At 32.1% G+C, this 19,856-nt stretch carries 18 protein-coding genes; all 18 read left to right on the top strand.

What is annotated here, in order from left to right:
* Positions 1-305 precede the first annotated feature (305 nt).
* The 18 genes from nifJ to flgK all read left to right on the top strand — a co-directional run bounded on the left by nifJ (position 306) and on the right by flgK (position 19,845).
* The gene (gene nifJ / locus CA_RS11455) at positions 306-3,821 is read left to right on the top strand and encodes a pyruvate:ferredoxin (flavodoxin) oxidoreductase (protein WP_010965527.1); all 3,516 of its coding nucleotides are present in this window, start codon (positions 306-308) and stop codon (positions 3,819-3,821) included.
* A 189-nt stretch (positions 3,822-4,010) separates the two neighbouring features.
* Positions 4,011-4,364 (top strand): DUF1292 domain-containing protein, encoded by a 354-nt coding sequence (locus CA_RS11450; protein WP_010965526.1) that lies wholly within the window; start codon positions 4,011-4,013, stop codon positions 4,362-4,364.
* A gap of 374 nt (positions 4,365-4,738) precedes the next feature.
* Complete coding sequence (locus tag CA_RS11445; protein WP_010965525.1) at positions 4,739-5,380, top strand: HAD-IB family hydrolase; 642 nt, start codon at positions 4,739-4,741, stop codon at positions 5,378-5,380.
* A 110-nt stretch (positions 5,381-5,490) separates the two neighbouring features.
* Complete coding sequence (locus CA_RS11440; protein WP_014518967.1) at positions 5,491-6,324, top strand: aminotransferase class IV; 834 nt, start codon at positions 5,491-5,493, stop codon at positions 6,322-6,324.
* Between the two features lie 182 nt (positions 6,325-6,506).
* The gene (locus CA_RS11435) at positions 6,507-8,438 is read left to right on the top strand and encodes a flagellar assembly protein A (protein WP_010965523.1); all 1,932 of its coding nucleotides are present in this window, start codon (positions 6,507-6,509) and stop codon (positions 8,436-8,438) included.
* Between the two features lie 10 nt (positions 8,439-8,448).
* Positions 8,449-8,892, top strand: coding sequence for a chemotaxis protein CheW (locus CA_RS11430; protein ID WP_010965522.1), 444 nt, complete (start codon positions 8,449-8,451; stop codon positions 8,890-8,892).
* A gap of 17 nt (positions 8,893-8,909) precedes the next feature.
* Entirely contained in the window at positions 8,910-9,410 is a 501-nt protein-coding gene (locus CA_RS11425; protein WP_010965521.1) for a chemoreceptor glutamine deamidase CheD, read from the top strand.
* Between the two features lie 14 nt (positions 9,411-9,424).
* Complete coding sequence (locus tag CA_RS11420; RefSeq protein WP_010965520.1) at positions 9,425-10,462, top strand: protein-glutamate methylesterase/protein-glutamine glutaminase; 1,038 nt, start codon at positions 9,425-9,427, stop codon at positions 10,460-10,462.
* A 3-nt stretch (positions 10,463-10,465) separates the two neighbouring features.
* The gene (locus CA_RS11415) at positions 10,466-11,233 is read left to right on the top strand and encodes a CheR family methyltransferase (RefSeq protein WP_010965519.1); all 768 of its coding nucleotides are present in this window, start codon (positions 10,466-10,468) and stop codon (positions 11,231-11,233) included.
* Between the two features lie 12 nt (positions 11,234-11,245).
* Positions 11,246-13,327 (top strand): chemotaxis protein CheA, encoded by a 2,082-nt coding sequence (locus tag CA_RS11410; protein WP_010965518.1) that lies wholly within the window; start codon positions 11,246-11,248, stop codon positions 13,325-13,327.
* A gap of 12 nt (positions 13,328-13,339) precedes the next feature.
* Positions 13,340-13,942 (top strand): chemotaxis protein CheC, encoded by a 603-nt coding sequence (locus tag CA_RS11405; protein WP_010965517.1) that lies wholly within the window; start codon positions 13,340-13,342, stop codon positions 13,940-13,942.
* A gap of 17 nt (positions 13,943-13,959) precedes the next feature.
* Positions 13,960-14,319, top strand: a complete 360-nt coding sequence (locus tag CA_RS11400; RefSeq protein WP_010965516.1) for a response regulator — start codon at positions 13,960-13,962, stop codon at positions 14,317-14,319.
* Positions 14,320-14,388: 69 nt separating this feature from the next.
* Positions 14,389-14,787 (top strand): chemotaxis protein CheW, encoded by a 399-nt coding sequence (locus CA_RS11395; RefSeq protein ID WP_010965515.1) that lies wholly within the window; start codon positions 14,389-14,391, stop codon positions 14,785-14,787.
* A gap of 44 nt (positions 14,788-14,831) precedes the next feature.
* On the top strand, positions 14,832-15,827 hold the full coding sequence (gene fliM / locus CA_RS11390) for a flagellar motor switch protein FliM (RefSeq protein ID WP_010965514.1): 996 nt from the start codon (positions 14,832-14,834) through the stop codon (positions 15,825-15,827).
* Positions 15,820-17,061, top strand: coding sequence for a flagellar motor switch phosphatase FliY (gene fliY, locus CA_RS11385; protein ID WP_010965513.1), 1,242 nt, complete (start codon positions 15,820-15,822; stop codon positions 17,059-17,061). Before fliM ends, fliY begins: the two co-directional genes overlap by 8 nt.
* A gap of 173 nt (positions 17,062-17,234) precedes the next feature.
* Positions 17,235-17,516 carry a flagellar biosynthesis anti-sigma factor FlgM gene (gene flgM / locus CA_RS11380; protein WP_010965512.1) on the top strand — a complete coding sequence of 94 codons (282 nt, stop codon included), beginning with the start codon at positions 17,235-17,237 and terminating at the stop codon, positions 17,514-17,516.
* A gap of 2 nt (positions 17,517-17,518) precedes the next feature.
* A complete protein-coding gene (locus CA_RS11375; protein WP_010965511.1) occupies positions 17,519-17,926 on the top strand; it encodes a flagellar protein FlgN in 408 nt (135 codons plus the stop codon).
* 14 nt (positions 17,927-17,940) lie between these two features.
* A complete protein-coding gene (gene flgK, locus CA_RS11370) occupies positions 17,941-19,845 on the top strand; it encodes a flagellar hook-associated protein FlgK (protein WP_010965510.1) in 1,905 nt (634 codons plus the stop codon).
* Positions 19,846-19,856: the final 11 nt, after the last annotated feature.

Below are 19,856 nucleotides of genomic sequence, written 5' to 3'. Positions count from 1 at the left end.
TCCATATATATAATATAATGAGCGCTTGAAATACTAAAAAATTCAATTTAATAAATAAAATGAAAAGCTGTACACAAAAAAATTAAATAAGCAAAAAAGAGCAATTAAATGAAAAATTGTAATTTATGAAGAAATGTCAAGTATTTCTCATTTAATCACAGGATAATTAGAAAAAAAGAAGTTTTGCTTTGAAAAAAATTTTATAGTATAGTTAAAATCGTAACAAGCTCTTAAGCTTTTATAGGCAAATTTCAAATTTTTGCCTATAATTCCTAATAAAAAATTTGTAGGAAGGGGTATACAACATGAAAAAAATGAAAACTATGGATGGAAATACAGCTGCTGCTCATATTTCTTATGCGTTTACAGACGTTGCAGCTATCTATCCTATTACTCCATCATCACCAATGGCAGAACACGTAGATGAGTGGGCAACACAAGGAAGAAAAAATCTTTTCGGACAAAAAGTTAAGATTATGGAAATGCAATCGGAGGCAGGTGCTGCTGGTGCAGTTCACGGATCATTACAAGCAGGAGCTTTAACTACTACATATACAGCTTCTCAAGGATTGCTTCTTATGATTCCAAATATGTACAAGATAGCAGGAGAACTTTTACCTGGAGTATTCCATGTAAGTGCTAGAGCTTTAGCTACTCACTCATTGAATATATATGGAGATCATCAAGACGTAATGGCTGCTAGACAAACTGGATGCGCACTTCTTGCAGAAGGAAGCGTTCAAGAGGTTATGGATTTATCTGCAGTAGCTCATTTAGTTGCTATAAAGGGAAGAGTTCCTTTCATAAACTTCTTTGATGGATTCAGAACTTCACATGAAATTCAAAAAGTTGAAGTAATGGATTATGAAGATTTAAGAGGACTTCTTGATGTAGATGCTGTTAATGAATTCAGAAGAAGAGCATTAAATCCGGATCATCCAGTTCAAAGAGGAAGTAACGAAGGTTCAGATATCTACTTCCAAGGAAAAGAAGCTCAAAATAAATTCTATGATGCACTTCCAGAAATGGTAGAGCACTACATGGGAGAAATAAGCAAAATAACAGGAAGAGAATATCACCTATTCAATTACTATGGTGCTGAAGATGCAGATAGAGTTATCATAGCAATGGGATCAATATGTGATACAATCGAAGAAACAATAGATTATTTAAGAGCTAAAGGAGAAAAAGTCGGAGTATTAAAAGTACATCTTTATAGACCTTTCTCAGTTGAGCACTTCTTGAAATATATACCAAAGACTGCTAAGAAAATAGCTGTCCTTGATAGAACAAAAGAAGCTGGTTCTCAAGCTGAACCATTATATCTTGATGTTGTTAAAGCATTCTACAACTCAGATGTAAGACCAGTTATAGTTGGTGGAAGATTCGGTCTTGGATTAAAAGATACATTACCAGTTCATATCTATTCAGTATATGAAAACTTAAAATTAGATGCACCAAAAGATGGATTTACTATAGGAATAAATGATGATGTTACTCATACATCACTTCCAGTTCCAGAAATAGAAATAGATACAACACCAGAAGGAACTAAAACATGTAAGTTCTGGGGTCTTGGATCAGATGGTACTGTTGGAGCAAACAAGAGTGCTATAAAAATTATCGGAGATCATACTTCAATGTATGCTCAAGGATATTTTGCATATGATTCAAAAAAATCAGGTGGTATAACTGTATCACATTTAAGATTTGGTAAGAAAGAAATTAAATCACCATACTTAATAGATAAAGCAGATTTCATAGCTTGTCATAACCAAAGTTATGTTTACAAATATGATGTTCTTGCAGGACTTAAAAAAGGTGGAAACTTCTTACTTAACACAATCTGGAGTCCAGAAGAAATAGAAGAAAAGCTTCCTGCTGCTATGAAGAGATATATAGCTAAAAATGATATAAACTTCTATACATTAAACGCTGTTAAAATAGCTCAAGGAATAGGACTTGGCGGAAGAGTAAACATGATTTGTCAGGCTGCTTTCTTTAAAATAGCAAACATTATCCCAGTAGAGGATGCTGTTAAATACTTAAAAGATGCAGTTGTAACAAATTATGGTAAAAAAGGACAAAAAGTTGTTGATATGAACAACGCTGCAATAGATCAAGGTGTTGGAGCTATTGTTAAAATAGATGTTCCAGCAGCATGGGCTGATGCAAAAGATGAAGTTAAAGAAGAAAAAGCAAAACCTAAATTCATAACTGATCTTCTTGAGCCAATAAACAGACAAGAGGGAGATAAACTTCCTGTAAGTGCTTTTGAAGGCAAAGAAGATGGAACATATCCTCTTGGAACAGCTGCTTATGAAAAGAGAGGAATTGCAATAAATGTTCCTGAATGGAATGTAGACAAATGTATTCAATGTAATCAATGTTCATTTGTTTGTCCTCATGCAGTAATAAGACCAGCTTTAATGACTGCAGAAGAAGCTAAAAATGCTCCAGAAGGAATGCAATACAAGAAGGCTATGGGAGTTAAATCTGATGAAGAATTAAACTTCTCAATAGTTATAAGTCCTCTTGATTGTACAGGCTGTGGAAACTGTGCTGAGGTTTGTCCAGCTAAGGAGAAAGCTTTGGTTATGAAACCAGCTGAAAGCCAATATGATGCTGGAAAATACTTTGATTATGCAATGACTCTTCCAGAAAGAAAAGAAGTTGCTAACAAGTATACAGTAAAAGGAAGTCAGTTCTCTAAACCACTTCTTGAGTTCAATGGTGCTTGCGCAGGTTGCGGAGAAGCTTCATACGCTAAGCTTATAACTCAATTATTTGGAGATAGAATGATGGTTTCTAACGCAACTGGTTGTACATCAATTTGGGGATGTAGTGCTCCTTCAATGCCATATACAACTAACGAAAAAGGACAAGGTCCTGCATGGGCTAACTCATTATTCGAAGATAATGCTGAATATGGAATGGGTATGCTTCTTGGAACTTCACAGTTAAGAGAAAGATTAACTGACCTTGCTAAAGAGGCAATTAATACTGAAGTAAGTGAAGGTCTTAAAGCAGCACTTCAAAATTGGCTTGATAATGTAGATAATGGTGAAACTTCAAGAGCAGCTGTAGACAAGTTATTACCATTACTTGAGAAAGAAAGAAATGCAAATCCAGTTGTTGCTGAAATGTACACTAATAAAGATTACTTAGCTAAGAGATCTCAGTGGATATTCGGTGGAGATGGATGGGCTTACGATATCGGATACGGCGGTGTAGACCACGTACTTGCAAGTGGAGAAGATATAAACGTATTTGTATTTGATACAGAAGTTTACTCAAATACAGGTGGACAATCATCAAAATCAACTCCAGCTTCAGCTATAGCTCAATTTGCAGCTTCAGGTAAGACAACTAAGAAGAAAGATCTTGGAATGATGGCAATGAGTTATGGTTATGTATATGTTGCTCAAATAGCTATGGGTGCTGATAAGAATCAGACATTAAAAGCTATAAAAGAGGCTGAAAACTATCATGGTCCATCACTTATCATAGCTTACTCACCATGTATAAACCATGGATTAAAAGCTGGTATGGGATGTAGCCAATTAGAGCAGAAGAAAGCTGTTGATTGCGGATATTGGGCACTTTACAGATTCAATCCACTTCTTAAAGAAGAAGGAAAGAACCCATTTGTATTGGATTCAAAAGAGCCAACAGGTGATTTCAAAGAATTCTTACTTGGTGAAGTTAGATATGCTTCATTAAAGAAAGTATTCCCAGATAAAGCTGAAGAATTATATGCTAAAACTCAAAAAGATGCAATGGAAAGACTTGAATCTTATAAAAGATTAGCTAATCAATAAAAATGAAGGACCTTATGGTCCTTTATTTTTGTATGAAAGCTTTTTACATAAAATGAGTTTTGTATCAGTAAATCCATATAATATACTTAACTGAAGAATATTTTTTTATAAATTTGTAAAAAAGTCTTTTAAAATTACTCAATTAAGGGTAGAATGATAACATGATGTAAAAAAAGGAGTGAAGTTTTAATGAAAGAAGATGAAATAAAGAATTCTTGTGAAGGTAACTGCGGATGCGGTGATGAAGGACATAATCATGATCATGATCATAGTTGTGATTGCGGTTGCGATAGCTGTGGTTCAGAAGAAGCTATGGTAGTTGATTTGGAAGATGAAAATGGTAATGTAGTATCATGCCAAGTAGTAGATGGTTTTGCTTTCAATGATAATGAATATGCTTTAGTTCAAAATCCTGAAAATGATTCTGTATATCTCTTTAAAGTTATCGGAGAAGGAGAAAATGGAGAATTAGTAATACCTGATGATGAAGAATTTGAAGCTGCTACAAAATACTATGAAAATGCTATGAATCAAAATAGCTAAGTAATAGTAATTAGTTTAGACATAAATGTATACTAAAGAAGGAGTTTGTCCTCTTTGGTTTCATTTATATAAAATTAAATATATAAGGAATAGAAGTCTATATAGGATTTTTGTCGTTAACATAGAATTTCGGTATTTGAAAATGTGACTTATTTATGTAATGACTTAATTATAAATCTTAATGTTTTAATTTTTAGCCTTTAATTATGTAACTACATAGTTAGCTGAAAGTTTTATAATAATTATGTTATAAAAAATTGACATTATGTGAAATGTGATAGATTTTTCTCTATATGTTAAAAAAAGGTCTATGCATTTTGCATAGACCTTTTCAATATGGAAAACAGGTATTTGTAATAGAAGGAGCAAAATTAATGAAGAAATTAGCTATATTTGATGTTGACTATACTTTAACTAAAAAAGAAACTTTATTTGAATTTTATAAGTTTATGATAAGCAAAAATCCTAAAATCATAGCAAAGCTGCCTAAAATATTGGTTGCTGGTATTTTATTTTTTGCAAAAATACTTGATGCTGGAAAAGCAAAAGAAATGTTTATTTCCTTTATCGATGGAATAAAAGAGGAGGATATGAAGGAGTATGTCAAAGAATTCTATGATCTGAAGCTAAGTAAGATATTATATGTTGACGCAATTAATACTATGAAAAAGCTTAAGAGTGAAGGATATGATATATTTTTAATTTCTGCTTCTGCGGAGTTCTATTTAAATGAACTTTATAACATAAAGGAAGTTGATAGGGTTATTGGAACAAGATTCACAAATGAAAACGGTATATTTAGAAGAAAAATAATTGGAGAAAATTGCAAGGGAGAAGAAAAAGTAAAAAGGTTAAAGGAGGTATTAGAGGAAGAAAAGATAGAAGTGGATTTTAAGGAATCGTATATGTTTTCTGATTCCCTATCTGATATGCCGCTTTTTAAGCTGGTAGGACATCCTTATCTTGTAAATCCAAAGAAAAGAGATAATAATATTGAAGTTCTAAAGTGGAAATAGAATAGATAGTGCATATGGCATGATGTTTTTTACGCTAGTACTTTGCTAGTATTTATGTAAATTATATGCATGCCTTATAATTTAAATTGCATTGGAAAGAAGTGTATTGTATGGAAAAGTGTGTTGAAAATTACTTTGTTTTAAATGAAGAAATAAAAGATAAAAAAACTTTTGATGGGAATTTCGTAGAAAATGGAAAATCATTATATGAAGTTATAAGGATTATTGACGGAATTCCTCTTTTTCTAGGTAATCACATTAAGAGACTTGAAAATTCATTTAAGATCGAAAAGCTAAGTTTTCCAGTTTCATTAGATAATATTAAACAAAATATATTCAAGCTTATTGAGGCTAATAAGTGTGAAGTTGGAAATGTAAAACTGGTTTTTAATTATTTTGAAAATAAATGTGATTTTTATGGATATTTTGTGCAACATAAATATCCAGATGAATATGATTATATAAATGGAGTTAAAACTATTTTGTATCACGGAGAAAGAAGTAATCCAAATGCAAAAGTTATAAACTTGAATTTCAGGAAAAATGTTGACAAAAAAATAAAAGAAAAGGGGGTATTTGAGGCTATACTTGTAGATAGAAATGGTAATATAACAGAAGGTAGTAAATCGAATATATTCATGGTTAAAAGCAATACAGTGTATACAGCACCTGTGGAGGATGTACTTCCTGGAATAACAAGAGAGATTATAGTTGAAATTTGTAAACAATGTGGCTATACAGTTGTGGATGAAAAAATAAATTATAAAAAAATAGATCAGTTTGAAGGATTGTTTATTTCGGGTACATCACCTAAAGTATTACCTATATGTCAAGTTGATGATATAAAGTTTAACTCTCAGGGAACTGAGATGATAAGGAATATAAGGAAAGCTTATGACGATTATATAAGTAATTATATAAAAAATTTTGATAGTAGAAGTTAAAAAAATGATATACAATGTTAGTATAAATGATACTGGATTAAAGTAATTAATAAAATTAATTAAAGACTTATAATTATAAAGGTTTGATGAAAGCTTACGATAAATTAAGTAAAAAATATGATGAGCTTGGTATTATACTTTTACTTAATAAAATAATTATTTTGTATGGGGAGATTATTTATATGGAGAGAGAAGTATTTAATGGCTCCACAATTGATGAATGCATCGAGAAGGCTTGTAATAAATACAACGTATTGAAAGAAGATATTAAGTATGAAGTTATAGAAGTGAAAAACGGAATATTTAAGAAGAAAGCGTCGATAGCAGTTGAGATTGTGGATAAAAGTGAAAACAAAGAATCAGAGAATAAGAAAGATGGTACCATTCAGATTTTAGATGGTAAGATAGTTGTTAAAGATCCTGTAGAGGGAGGAAAAAGTGCGACTATCGTAGTGCCTAAGAATATAGGCGTCAAGGTTAATGATAAAGATGTTAAAGATTCTAGTGAGGTATGTAGTTCTAGTAATATAGAGGTGGTTTTTCAGGAAATAGAAAAACCGGAAAGAAGAATAAATATAAGCACTTCACCAGATAAAATGAATGCTTACATAAGCATAAGCTACATTAACAAAAAAGTGTACAAACTAAAGGATGCAGAGTCTTCAAATAAAGTAGTTTTAGAAAGTGAAGTTTTAAGAGTAGAAAAACCCCCTGTATATACACAAGCTGAAATATTAGATGCATTAAAGGCAAGTGGTGTAACTTATGGAATATTGGAAGAAAATTTATCAAAGTGTAACTCTGATAAAGAAATAGTAGATATGCTTATTGCACAGGGAATGAAGGTTGAAAACGATGAAGATGATGAAGTTGAGTTTAAATTTGATGTCAGAGGAAATAATAAGTTTCAAGAAAATGAAAATGGTAAAATAGATTTTAAAAGTATAGGTTTTGTAAATGCTGTAGATGAGGGGTCTGTGCTCGCTATTAGGCATATTGGAAAAGAAGGACATAATGGTAAGGATATATTTGGAAATGAAATAAAAAAGAAAAATGGTAAAGAAATAAAGATTAATATAGGTGAAGGCTGTGAATTTAAAGATGAAAACACAGTTGTCTCAACACGAAAGGGCGAACCTATATACTCTGGGAATAAAATATCAGTTATAGCAATACATGAAGTGAATTCAGATGTTGACTTGAAAACAGGAAACATAAAATTTGTTGGAGATGTTTTTATTCATGGAAGTGTAAGCGAGAGTATGAAGGTTGAATCCGAACACAATGTAAAAATAGATCAAAACGTTCAAAATGCAATAGTGTCAGCTAGTGGAAATATCTTTATAGAAAAGAATGCTATTTTCTCTAACGTATATGGTGGAGGAGAAGATGTATTTGTACTAAAGCAGCTGGAATTTCTTAATACAATAGATGTAAACATAAAGAATCTCTTAGAGGCAGTAGAGCAAGTAAAACATTATAATATGCATGGAAAAGCATCTACAGATGGACAGATTTTAAAGGTTTTGTTAGAAGGGAAATTTAGATTAGTACCCAGATTATGTGAGAAGTTTATAGATATATGTGATAGAGAGGAAAATTCTGATATTATAAGTCTATTTAAAGCTAGACTAATTGGTATGGGGCCTCTTAGCATAGAAAGTTTGGACGAGCTTACACAGGTAACATCGCTTTGCGAAGATAGGGTTTCTAATTTGAAATCCATGCTTTCTGTACCTGTAGATGTAAGTGTTGGGTATTGCCAAAATTCAAAAATAGAAAGCTCAGGTAATATATTTATAACTGGTAAAGGAGAATATATTTCTGATTTGACTGCTAAAAATAATGTTATCTTTACTAATGATAATTCTATAGCAAGAGGTGGAGTTATAAAGGCAGGTAATGAAGTTAAATGTGGTGTAGTTGGAAGCATAGGTGGAGTATCCACAAAAGTACAAGTTGAAAAACATGGCAACATATATGCAGAAATCGCCTATCAAAATACCATATTTGCTATTGGCAATAAAGAATATGTAGTGGAAAACCCTTGCAAAGGTATCCATGTATATGTAAATAAGGATGATGAACTTATTGTTGATAAATTATTATTATAGGAGGTAGCATATGATGGACAGTGTAAAGGTGCTTATATTTGTTGTCGATAAAGAATACTACGCAGCAGATATTATTCAAGTTGAAAGAATTTTAGGTCATGAAATGTCAACAAAATTACCGGATGTTCCTAGTTTTGTTGATGGTGTAATAAACTATGAAGGTAAGATACTTCCGGTAATTTCACTATCAAAAAGATTTAATCTTCCAGAAAGTGACATAACTGATGAAACAAAGGTTATAGTGTCTAAGATTCATAATGGTAAAATTGGAATAATTGTTGATTTAGTATCAGAAGTTAGAGATATAGGTCCTGAAGATATTGAGCAGCCGCCAAATGTTATATCAGGTATGTCAAAACGTTATATCAAAGGTCTCATAAAAATAGATAACAAAATAGTTATTTTTCTTGATATATCCAAAATATTAACAGATGAGGAAAAGGAACTGCTGTAGGTAGTTCGGGTATTGTTATGGAAGAAAGAGAGAACATAAAAGAGATAAGGGTAGGAATAGCAGATCTTAATACTGCATTTTCTCCGAATAGGATAATAACTGTTGGGTTAGGTTCATGTATTGGCATAGCTATTTATGATAGTAAAAATAAATTAGGAGGACTTTCGCATATAATGCTTCCTGATAGCACACAATTTAGTAAGGTAACAAATCCTTATAAGTTTGCTGATTTAGCAATTCCTATACTTATAAAGAAAATGGAGGGAATGGGTGCTAATATTAGAAATATGAAAGCTAAAATAGCAGGTGGAGCATCAATGTTTAATTTTTCGGATAAAAATATGAACATGGATATAGGCAATAGAAATGGTATATCAGTTAAGAAAGTACTTAAAGAATTAAATGTACCATTGTTAAGTCAAGATATTGGAGGAAATAAAGGCAGAACAATGATTTTTAATACTCTTGATGGAAGTGTCGATATTAGAACAGTTGGTATGGGTATTAGAAAAATTTAGATGGAGTGATAACATTGGAAAAAATAAAAGTTATTGTGGTAGATGATTCAGTGCTTATGAGAAGATTAATATGTGACATGTTAGAAAGTAATGATAATATTGAAGTTATTGGTACTGCAATAAATGGACAGGATTTGTTAAATAAGTTAAAGGTTATGAAACCAGATGTTATAACTTTAGATATAGAAATGCCGGTTATGAATGGTATTGAAACTCTTAAAGCTGTTAAATCATTAAAAATTGACATACCGATAATAGTGTTTAGTAGTATTTCTCAAAAAGGGATGAAGTACACTATGGAATGTCTTTATTTAGGGGCCTTTGATTTTATTCCAAAGCCTGAAAAGCCATTTGAACTTTCTAAGATGAAGGATGATCTCATAAAAAGAATAAGGGTAGCATATAGCCAAAATACAAATAAGAATCCTGCACCAATTAATCCTGTTATAAGGAGGGAAACAAATCGTATAAGTAGTGATAGCATAGAAGCAGTAGTTATAGGAGCATCTACAGGTGGACCTAAAGCATTGTATAAAGTTATTACAAAGTTTCCTAAAGATATGAATGTTCCAGTATTTGTTGTTCAACATATGCCTGTTGGTTTTACGAAAGCTTTTGCAGATAGACTTAATGATAATAGTGCAATAGAAGTAAAAGAGGCAACAGATGGAGAGACTTATAGAAAGGGAGTTGTTTATGTAGCTCCTGGAGGATATCATATGGAAGTAGATTCAAATTCAAGAATAAAGCTTACCAAAGAACCGCCTATATGGGGAGTAAGACCGGCAGTGGATAAACTATTTATTTCTGCTTCTAAAATTTTTAAATCCCATATAGTTAGTGCTGTGTTAACGGGAATGGGTAAGGATGGATCTAATGGAACAGGAATTATTAAAGATAACGGTGGTGTAACTATTTCAGAATCTGAAACAACATGTGTTATATATGGAATGCCTAAAGCAGCATTTGAAACTGGAAAGGTGGATCTTGTTGTTCCAATAGATAATGTAGCTGATGAGATAATAAAAATAGTAAGAGGTCTTAGGAGGTAGACTATGGATATAGGGGAATTTAAGAATTGGGTACTAAAGGATTTTGGTTTAGATTTATTTGCTTATAAGGAAAATCAGCTCCATAGGAGAATACTTAGCTTAATATCAAGAGTAGGTGCTTCTTCTATAGATGAATATGTTTCTATGTTAAAAAAGGATCCAGAGCAGAGGCAAAGATTTTTAGATTTTATAACTATAAATGTCACTGAATTTTTTAGAAATCCTGAAATATTTAGGGAAGCAGAAAAAGAGATAAAAAATATGTTATACTCTAGTAAAGAACCGCTTAAAATATGGAGTGCTGCATGCTCAATAGGAGCTGAGCCGTATTCAATAGCCATTATACTAGATAAATTGGATTCTCTAAGAAAAAATAATATAATAGCAACAGACATTGATTCTACTATATTAAATAAAGCGAAACTTGGAGAGTATACAGAAAATGAAATAAAAAATGTAGAAAAACAAGATTTAGATAAATATTTTAGAATTGTAGGCGATAAATATATTATAGTTGATAAAATAAAAAAAATGATAACATTTAAGAAGCATGATTTGATATTAGATTCTTATGATAACAATTTTGACCTTGTAATATGTAGGAATGTTGTTATATATTTCAATCAAGATGTCAAGGAAAAAATATACAAGAAATTCAGTCAATCATTAAAAAAAGGTGGATTGCTTTTTGTGGGAGCTACTGAAAGCATATATAACTATAAAGAATATGGTTTTGAAAAAGCTTCGACCTTTATTTATAGGAAGCTGTAAGGAGGGGAATTTATGGATACATCTCAATATTTGTCGATATTTTTAGAAGAATCTATGGATAATTTACAAACTTTAAATGAAGCACTCCTTCAATTAGAGCAGGAGCCAGAGAATGTAGATAAACTAAATGAAATATTTAGAGTTGCGCATACTATAAAAGGTATGGCGGCTACTATGGGCTACAATACGATGGCAGCATTGACTCATAAGATGGAGGATGTTCTTTCTGAGTTTAGAGATGGTGAGCTTAAAGTTACTCAAGAGGTTGTAACTATTTTGTTCAAATGTTTAGATACACTTGAGCAGATGGTTGATAACATTCAAAATGGAGAAGAGGAAGAGATACCCGTAGATGATATAATAACAAAACTTGAATCTATAGCTGGTATGGTTAATTCTAATAAAAATGAAGAAAAGGCTCAAAATTTAGAAGATAGTAACGATAAAAATAGTGAAGAAAATGATAATGATGGTAGTAGTGATGCTAAAATAGCTCTTAATGAGTATGATTTAAATGTTATGAAGCAAGCTATTGAAAAAGGATATAATGCCTTTTATATAGATATTAATTTAAGTAAAGCAACTTTACTTAAATCAGCTAGAGCCTTTTTAATATTTAAGAGTCTTGAGGAATGGGGCGAAATAACAAAGTCTGTTCCTGGAACTGAAGATTTGGAAGCAGAAAATTTTGAATTTGAAATACAACTTGTATATCTAACTAGCAAGGATGAGAAAGACGTAACTGAGATATTAAAGGAAATTTCAGAGGTGGAAAGCATAAATGTAGAGCAATTAACATTAGATAAGCTTAAAGCTAGATATAAAGTTGGTGAAGAAAAAGCATCTGATGATAAGAAGGATAAGGTTGAGGAATCTAATAAAAGCAAACCTGAACCTGTTTCAAAAGCAAAGCCTAGTGCTAAGCCAGCAGCCAAAAAGAATAGTCAGACTCAATCACATAAAAAAGTTCATCAATCTGTTAGAGTTGATTTAGAAAAACTTGATAGATTTTTAAATATGGTATCAGAGTTGGTTATAAATAGAACAAGGCTTGAACAAATAAGTCAAAGCTATAAGCTTGTTGAACTTAATGAAACTTTAGAGCAGGTTGCTAGGACTACAAATGACCTTCAAGATTTGGTCATGAAAATAAGAATGCTTCCATTAGATACTGTATTTAATAGGTTCCCAAGAATGATAAGAGATTTATCAGTAGAACTTGACAAAGAAATGGAACTTATTATAGAAGGTCAGGATACCGAACTTGATAGAACGGTTATAGATGAAATAGGAGAACCACTAATACATCTTATTAGAAATGCAGCTGACCACGGTATAGAATCAAAAGAGGATAGACTTAAAGCTGGTAAGGATCCCGTAGGAAAAGTAAGGCTTATAGCATATCAAGAAGGAACTAAGGCAGTAATAAAAGTTCAAGATGATGGTTATGGAATTGATGTAGAAAAAGTAAGAGAAAAGGCTGAAGAAAGAGGAATTAGTACAGAAAATCTGACAGAAGAACAAATAACAAATTTGATATTCGATCAAGGATTTAGTACAAATGATAAAGTAACAGATATATCCGGAAGAGGGGTTGGTATGGATGTTGTAAAAACAAAAATACAGTCTCTTGGCGGAACAGTTGATATGACTACGGAGAAAGGTAAAGGTAGTACATTTACTATAAAATTACCATTAACTCTTCAAATTATCACTGCATTATTAGTAAAAGTAGGAGAAGAAAATCTTGCTATTTCTTTAAATGCTATTGACAGTGTAATTGATTATAAGGAGGCAGAAATAAAGAAAACTAATAATAAAGAGGTTATAATATACAGAGGTAAGGTTCTCCCAATAGTTAGAATTAATGAAAAGTTAGGGCTTGAAAAGGCAAATAGTGATAAGGTATATATAGTAATAGTAAAAGTAGGAGATAAGATGGCAGGATTACTAGTAGATTCACTTATTGGACAGCAGGATATTGTAATAAAACCACTTGGAAAGACCTTGAAAGGTTTAAAAGAATACATTGGTGCAACCATATTGGGAGATGGTCTCGTAACTTTGATACTCGATGTTGCGTCTCTAGTTTAAAGGAGGACAATTATGAACTATTCACAATTAACGCCTATGCAACTAGATGCAATAAAAGAGGTTGTAAACATTGGTTCTGGCAATGCTGCAACAGCTTTGTCACAACTATTAAATAAAAAAATAGATATGACAGTACCAGATATTAATATAGTTCCATTTGATACTCTTTTTTCAGAAATTGGTGAAGAAAAAGTAGCAGTTGGAGTTGTGGTTAGGGTACTTGGAGATACTCCTGGAAATATTTTGTTCGTATTTGAAAAGGAAACGGCTGTTGAAATAGTCGAAACATTAACAGGTATTAAGGATGATGATTTAACAGATTTGAGCTCTTCAGTGCTATGTGAAATAGGAAATATAATATCTAGTTCATATATGAATGCTATATCTAAGTTTACAAATTTGGTTATAACACCATCAGTTCCAGCTTTTAGTTATGATATGTTAGGTGCAATTCTTACAACTAGTTTTATAGAAGCTGGTCAATGTGATGATAATGTTCTTGATTTGGAAACAGTTTTTCTTCAAGACAAAACTAAAAATATAAGCGGGCATTTTTATTACATACCAATGCCTGGTTCACTAGAAAAGATACTAAATATTTTAGGAGTAAATTAATATGGAGGTTGAAAAAAATGGCTAAAGTTTTAATTGTTGACGATGCTGCTTTTATGAGAATGATGATTAAGGATATATTGGAGAAGAATGGTTTTGAAATAGTGGGTGAAGCAAGTAACGGTCTAAAGGCTGTTGAAATTTATAAAAAGGAAAAACCAGATGTAGTTACAATGGATATAACTATGCCAGATATGGATGGTATAGAAGCTGTCAAAGCTATAAAAGCTTTTGATCCAGCAGCAAGAGTTATAATGTGTTCTGCAATGGGACAACAAACAATGGTTATGGATGCCATAAGAGCAGGTGCAAGAGACTTTATAGTAAAGCCTTTCCAACAGGATAGAGTTCTTGAGGCTATTAAAAAGGCTTTAGGATAAATAGAGTATTTATTTAACGCTTCATAGGGTTCACTTGAAGCTATTATAAGAGTAAATAGGGGTGAGATAATGCAGGTTGTTGTTTTTAAGTTAAATGATGAGCAGTTTGCAGTTGAAACATCAAGGGTTCAGACTATTGTTGAGAGCATGACTGTAACAAAAGTACCCAAGGCACCTGATTATGTTAAGGGCCTCATAAATATAAGAGGTAACGTACAATCATTGTTAGATATAAATCTTCTTCTTGATATAGACGAATCTGAATGTGAAGATGAGAGTATAATAATACTAAGATTAGAAGAGGAACCAGTTGGAATATCCGTTAATCAAGTAGATGAAGTATTAGATATAGATGAAAATTTGATAGAAAAAGTAGATGACGACAAGAAGGATTATGTAAAAGGCGTTATTAATTTTAAGGATAGAATAGTCACTCTTATTGACATTGATAAGTTAATAAAGAATTGATAATGAATTGATAATGAAGAAATGAAAAGAAATGAGGGAAAATTATGGCAGACGTTTTATCACAAAGTGAAATAGATGCCCTATTATCTGCCTTATCCTCCGGTGAACTTCAGCCTGATGAACTTCCAAAAGAAGAGGAAAAGCAAAAAGTAAAAGTATATGATTTTACGAGTCCGCAGAAGTTTGCTAAGGAGCATATAAGAACCCTTGAGCTTATTCATGATAATTATTCAAGAATAATGTCCAATTATTTAACAGCACAACTTAGGGATAATGTAAAGGTAAAAATAGAAACAGTTGAACAGATAACCTATGAGGAGTTTATTCATTCAGTTCCAAATCCAACAATTTTAACAATATTTAGAATGCCGCCTCTTAAAGGATCTATTTTGTATGAAACAAATCCTCAGTTTATATATCAGGCTATAGACATTCTTCTTGGTGGTAATGGTGCAGGAAAATATAAGCCAAGAGAGATAACTGATATAGATAAGAATATTATTATGAAGATAAATCAAGGTTTAATTGATAATCTAAAATTAGCATGGGGGGAAGTAATTAATGTTGAGCCAGAGATAGAATCTCTTGAAACAAATCCAGCGCTTAATCAAACTTTAGCTCCTCATGAGCCAGTTGCACTTATAACTTTTTCCGTAGATGTTGGAAATAGTCACACTTATATAAATATTTGTATACCTTATCTAAGTATAGAAAAGATACTTGATAAACTCGTTGTACAATATTGGTATCAGGAAAATGATGAAGAAATAGTTAAAGAATCAAGAGTAGAACTTAGAAAGAGGTTAGACGTAGTAGAAGTTCCTGTAATAGCTAAGTTAGGGCAAACTGAAATAACTGTGGAAGATTTTTTAAGATTATCTATTGGAGATGTAATAACTTTAAATAGTAAGTGCAGCGATCCGGTTCCCGTATATATATATGACAATTTACATTATTTGGCTGCGCCTGGAATCTTGGGCAAGAATATGGGAATCAAGATATTAGATAAAATTGATAAGGATGTGGGAAAATATGAGTGATGGATTTCTTTCACAGGAGGAGATAGATTCTCTTTTAAATGGAGGAGACAGTAGTTCTGATTCACCTGAAGAACAAAAAGAAAATACAGCCAGTGATAATGATTTAAATGATATAGAGAAAGATTTGTTAGGTGAGATAGGAAATATTTCTATGGGCTCAGCATCTACAGCACTTTCAACCATAATTGGGCAAAAAGTAAATATAACTACTCCTATTGTGAGTGTTACAACACTTGAAACTTTAAAGAAAAATTTTGAAGTTCCAAATGTTGCATTAGATGTAAAGTATGTAAGCGGAATATCAGGAGAGAATTTACTTGTAATGAAGGTTACAGATGCTGCTGTTATTGCCAATTTAATGATGGGTGGAGATGGTAAGGTTGAAAGTAAAACCTTGTCAGAAATTGAACTAAGTGCAGTTTCAGAAGCTATGAACCAAATGATTGGGTCTGCGGCTACTTCAATGGCTACTATGTTACTGCGTGAGGTGAATATATCACCACCAGTATCTAAAATTTGGGATTCTAAAACTGATGTATTAACAGATAATATTAAGGAAGATGAGAATATTGTTCAAGTTGCATTTAAACTAACGATTGGTGATTTAGTTGATAGTCAAATAATGCAGATACTTCCTATAGATACATCAAGAAAAATGATAGATATAATGATGGGAGGAAGCAGTAATAAGGAAGAACCAGAGGTTCAACAAAGTGCAGCACCTTCACCTGAGCCAACTGTAAGTGCTGCACCGGTGAATCAAACACCTTCGGTTAATGAGCCAGCTATTGAGAGACCTATGCAGCAGTCACAACAGCAAACAATGCAGCCAATGGGGGGGCAGCCTCAAGCAGCATATCAGGCACCTCAGCAACAAATGATGCCTCAAGGACATGTGTATGGTCAGCCTCAGGTTGAAGTTAATAGAGCTTCTTTTCAACCACTTGAAGCTTCGGATGTATATGGAGCACCTAAAAATATAGATCTTATTTTGGATGTTCCTCTTGAGATTTCAGTTGTACTAGGTAGAGCCAAGAAAAACATTAAAGATATACTTAATCTTGGTACAGGGTCTCTTATAGAGCTTGATAAACTTGCAGAAGAGCCAGTTGAAATACTTGTAAATGGCAAAAAGGTTGCTTATGGAGAAGTTGTAGTTGTTGATGAGAATTTTGGTGTTAGAATTACAAGTATTGTTAATAGTGAAGAAAGAATAAAGAGCTTAAAAAAATAGACTATTTTAAATAACCGGTTTATCGTACCCGGTTATTTTTATATGTGCGCTTGTAAGAAATTTTACAATCATCAATATAAACTTTAAAATGGTAATTACGATAATAAACTATAGATAATAACATAGCTTTAAAACTTTAAATTAAGTTACTAGCTTTTAAGGAGTGTAAAATTATGAAAATAAATAATATAGGTGCAGGAAACAAGATTGAGCTATATAAATTCAATAGCAGCGTCAATGACAGAAAAAATAGTGCTCCTAAAGATAAAGACGTTATTGAAATATCTGATACAGGCAGATACCTCAGTACTTTTTCCGAAAATGAATCTATAAAAAAAGCTGGTACAAAAAGGGTAGAAGAGATAAAAAAAGAAATTACAGAAGGAAACTATAAGGTAGATGCCAATTCACTTGCAAAAAAAATATTAGATTATATTAAAGGGAGAGAAGTTTAGTTATGAAAGAAGAATTAAAGAAAGTTATGAGTGATGAGTTTCATTCTCTTGAAAAATTACTTGATTCACTTTTGATTCAACAGCAGCTTCTCATTAAAAAGGATGTTTTTGGACTTGACAAAATGGTTACGGAAATAGAAAAGATAAATAAAGAAGTAGCTACAAGTGAAATGAGCAGACTAAAATTGGTAGAAAATAAGACAATGAAAGAACTGCTTAAGGAACAAAATGATCAATCCTTAAATAAGTTATATTTAGATATGAGAGGTTTACTTGAGAGAATAAAGTTTCAAAAGGATTCTAATGAGCTATTAATTAAGCAGGGACTTATTTTTACAACAAAAGTATTAAATGCCATTAATCCTAATGGCGCAGCCAAAACATATAATTGTTATGGTAAAACTAAGTAAAATGAGGTGGAATTATGCCAGGATTATTCGGAACTTTGAATATAGGCGTTAGTGGACTTACAGTAAATCAACAAGCGATAGATGTTACAGGACATAATATTTCTAATGCATCAACAGATGGATACTCAAGACAGAGGGTTGACATACAAACAAGATCACCATATGGGATGCCAAGCCTTAACAGTGCGGCAGGACCAGGGCTATTTGGTACTGGAGCAGAAGTGTATTCAGTTCAAAGAGTAAGGGATAGTTTTTTAGATTATCAAATAAGAGATTTGACAACTAGAAATGGAACATTTAAGACTACAAATAATTATTTGAGTGAGGTAGAAAGTATGTTTGATGAATCCTCAAGTGCGGGGATTTCTGCATCTATAACAACTTTCTTTTCAGCAATTCAAAACTATACCAATGCTAGTTCGGCTACTCCAACTAGTATAAAGAGTATTATAAGTAATGCACAGACTATGACTAACCAGTTAAATAACATATATACTCAACTTACTAAGTTAAAGGGAGATGTTCAACTAGGTATAAATGATGATATCATCTCCGTAAATAGTATGCTAGATAAAATAGATTCCTTAAATCAGCAAATAATAACAGTAAAACAAGCTGGTAAAGAACCAAATGATTTAGAAGATAGCAGAGACTTATTATTAGATCAACTTAGTGAGAAGTTTGGCATAAATGTAGACAGCAGTCCGGATTTTGATGGAGAGGATGTTTCTGTTCTTGATAAGGTGGGAAATGTAAATCCTACACTTGTTAAATCTGTTGGAAATGACAATGTTAATAGATTTTCTTATATAGATGCTGTGGTAAAGGGAACAGATACAGGAAGTAAAAACGGAGCAGGAGAAGAAATATACAGTTATGAAGTAGATTATTATAAACTTGGCAATAAGGCTTCCAGCGATAATAGAATTAAGCTGAATATTAATATGACAGAATCTCAAGCTAAAGAGATTGAACAAGCTAGAGTACTTATGACTGATAAGAATGGAATTGCCCTATCAAGTGCAGATGGTAAGACAAAATTGGATGGTACTGCTTCTTCATATAATTTTAGTGACTTAAGTTTATTTAAGCCTGTTGGTGGAGATATAAATGGTGAACAAACAGTTCAGGACAAGATAAATGGATATATAGATCAAATGAATAGAGTTGCTAAAACAATTGCACTTGCCATAAATACTGTAAGTAGTGGTATGGTTAATCCTACTCAATCTCAACTAGCTTCAGATGGGGTACATTCAACTCCAAGTTTAGATGAGCTGCCTATATTTGTGAACTCAGACTTTACTAAAGATGCTTCAAATACTACTTTTAAACCAAGTAAGTATTTCAATGATACAACAAATTCAGGTAAGAACTGGGAGGATTATATAACGGCGGGAAATATATCTATAAATCCTGATCTTTTAGGAACTAATCCTTCATTGAAGGTAAGAGCAAATGATGATCAATATGGACTTCCAAGTGAAAATGCAGTAAATGGTAGCACGGATCAGGATAGAGCCATTGCACTTGCAAAGCTTCAAAAGGTTGCTTTTAAAATTCAAGATGTAAATCCTGATAACTATACTAGAAGTGATTTCGCAAAGACTCTTGTTAAGGATACAGATACTGGGGTTAATACAATTAAAAGTGACCCAGATGGTGTTACAGTTGACGATTACTTAAAAAGCTTTGTAAATACTCTTGGAATAGATAATCAGAGTGCAAGCGAAGGTGTTAAAGGTTCTAATAATGTATTAAGTCAAATAAAACAAACAAGAGAAGCTACATCTGGTGTTTCACTGGATGAAGAAATGACAAACTTAATACAGTATTCCCATGGGTATCAAGCAAGTGCTAAGATAATTTCAACAGTTGACCAGCTTTTAGATGTTGTTGTAAATAATCTTAAGAGGTAAAGGGTGGTATA

Source organism: Clostridium acetobutylicum ATCC 824 (genome assembly GCF_000008765.1).
In the GTDB taxonomy this organism is placed as follows: domain Bacteria; phylum Bacillota; class Clostridia; order Clostridiales; family Clostridiaceae; genus Clostridium_S; species Clostridium_S acetobutylicum.
The sequence above is the reverse complement of the archived record's forward strand: the minus strand, read 5'-3'. Positions and strand labels throughout refer to the sequence as shown.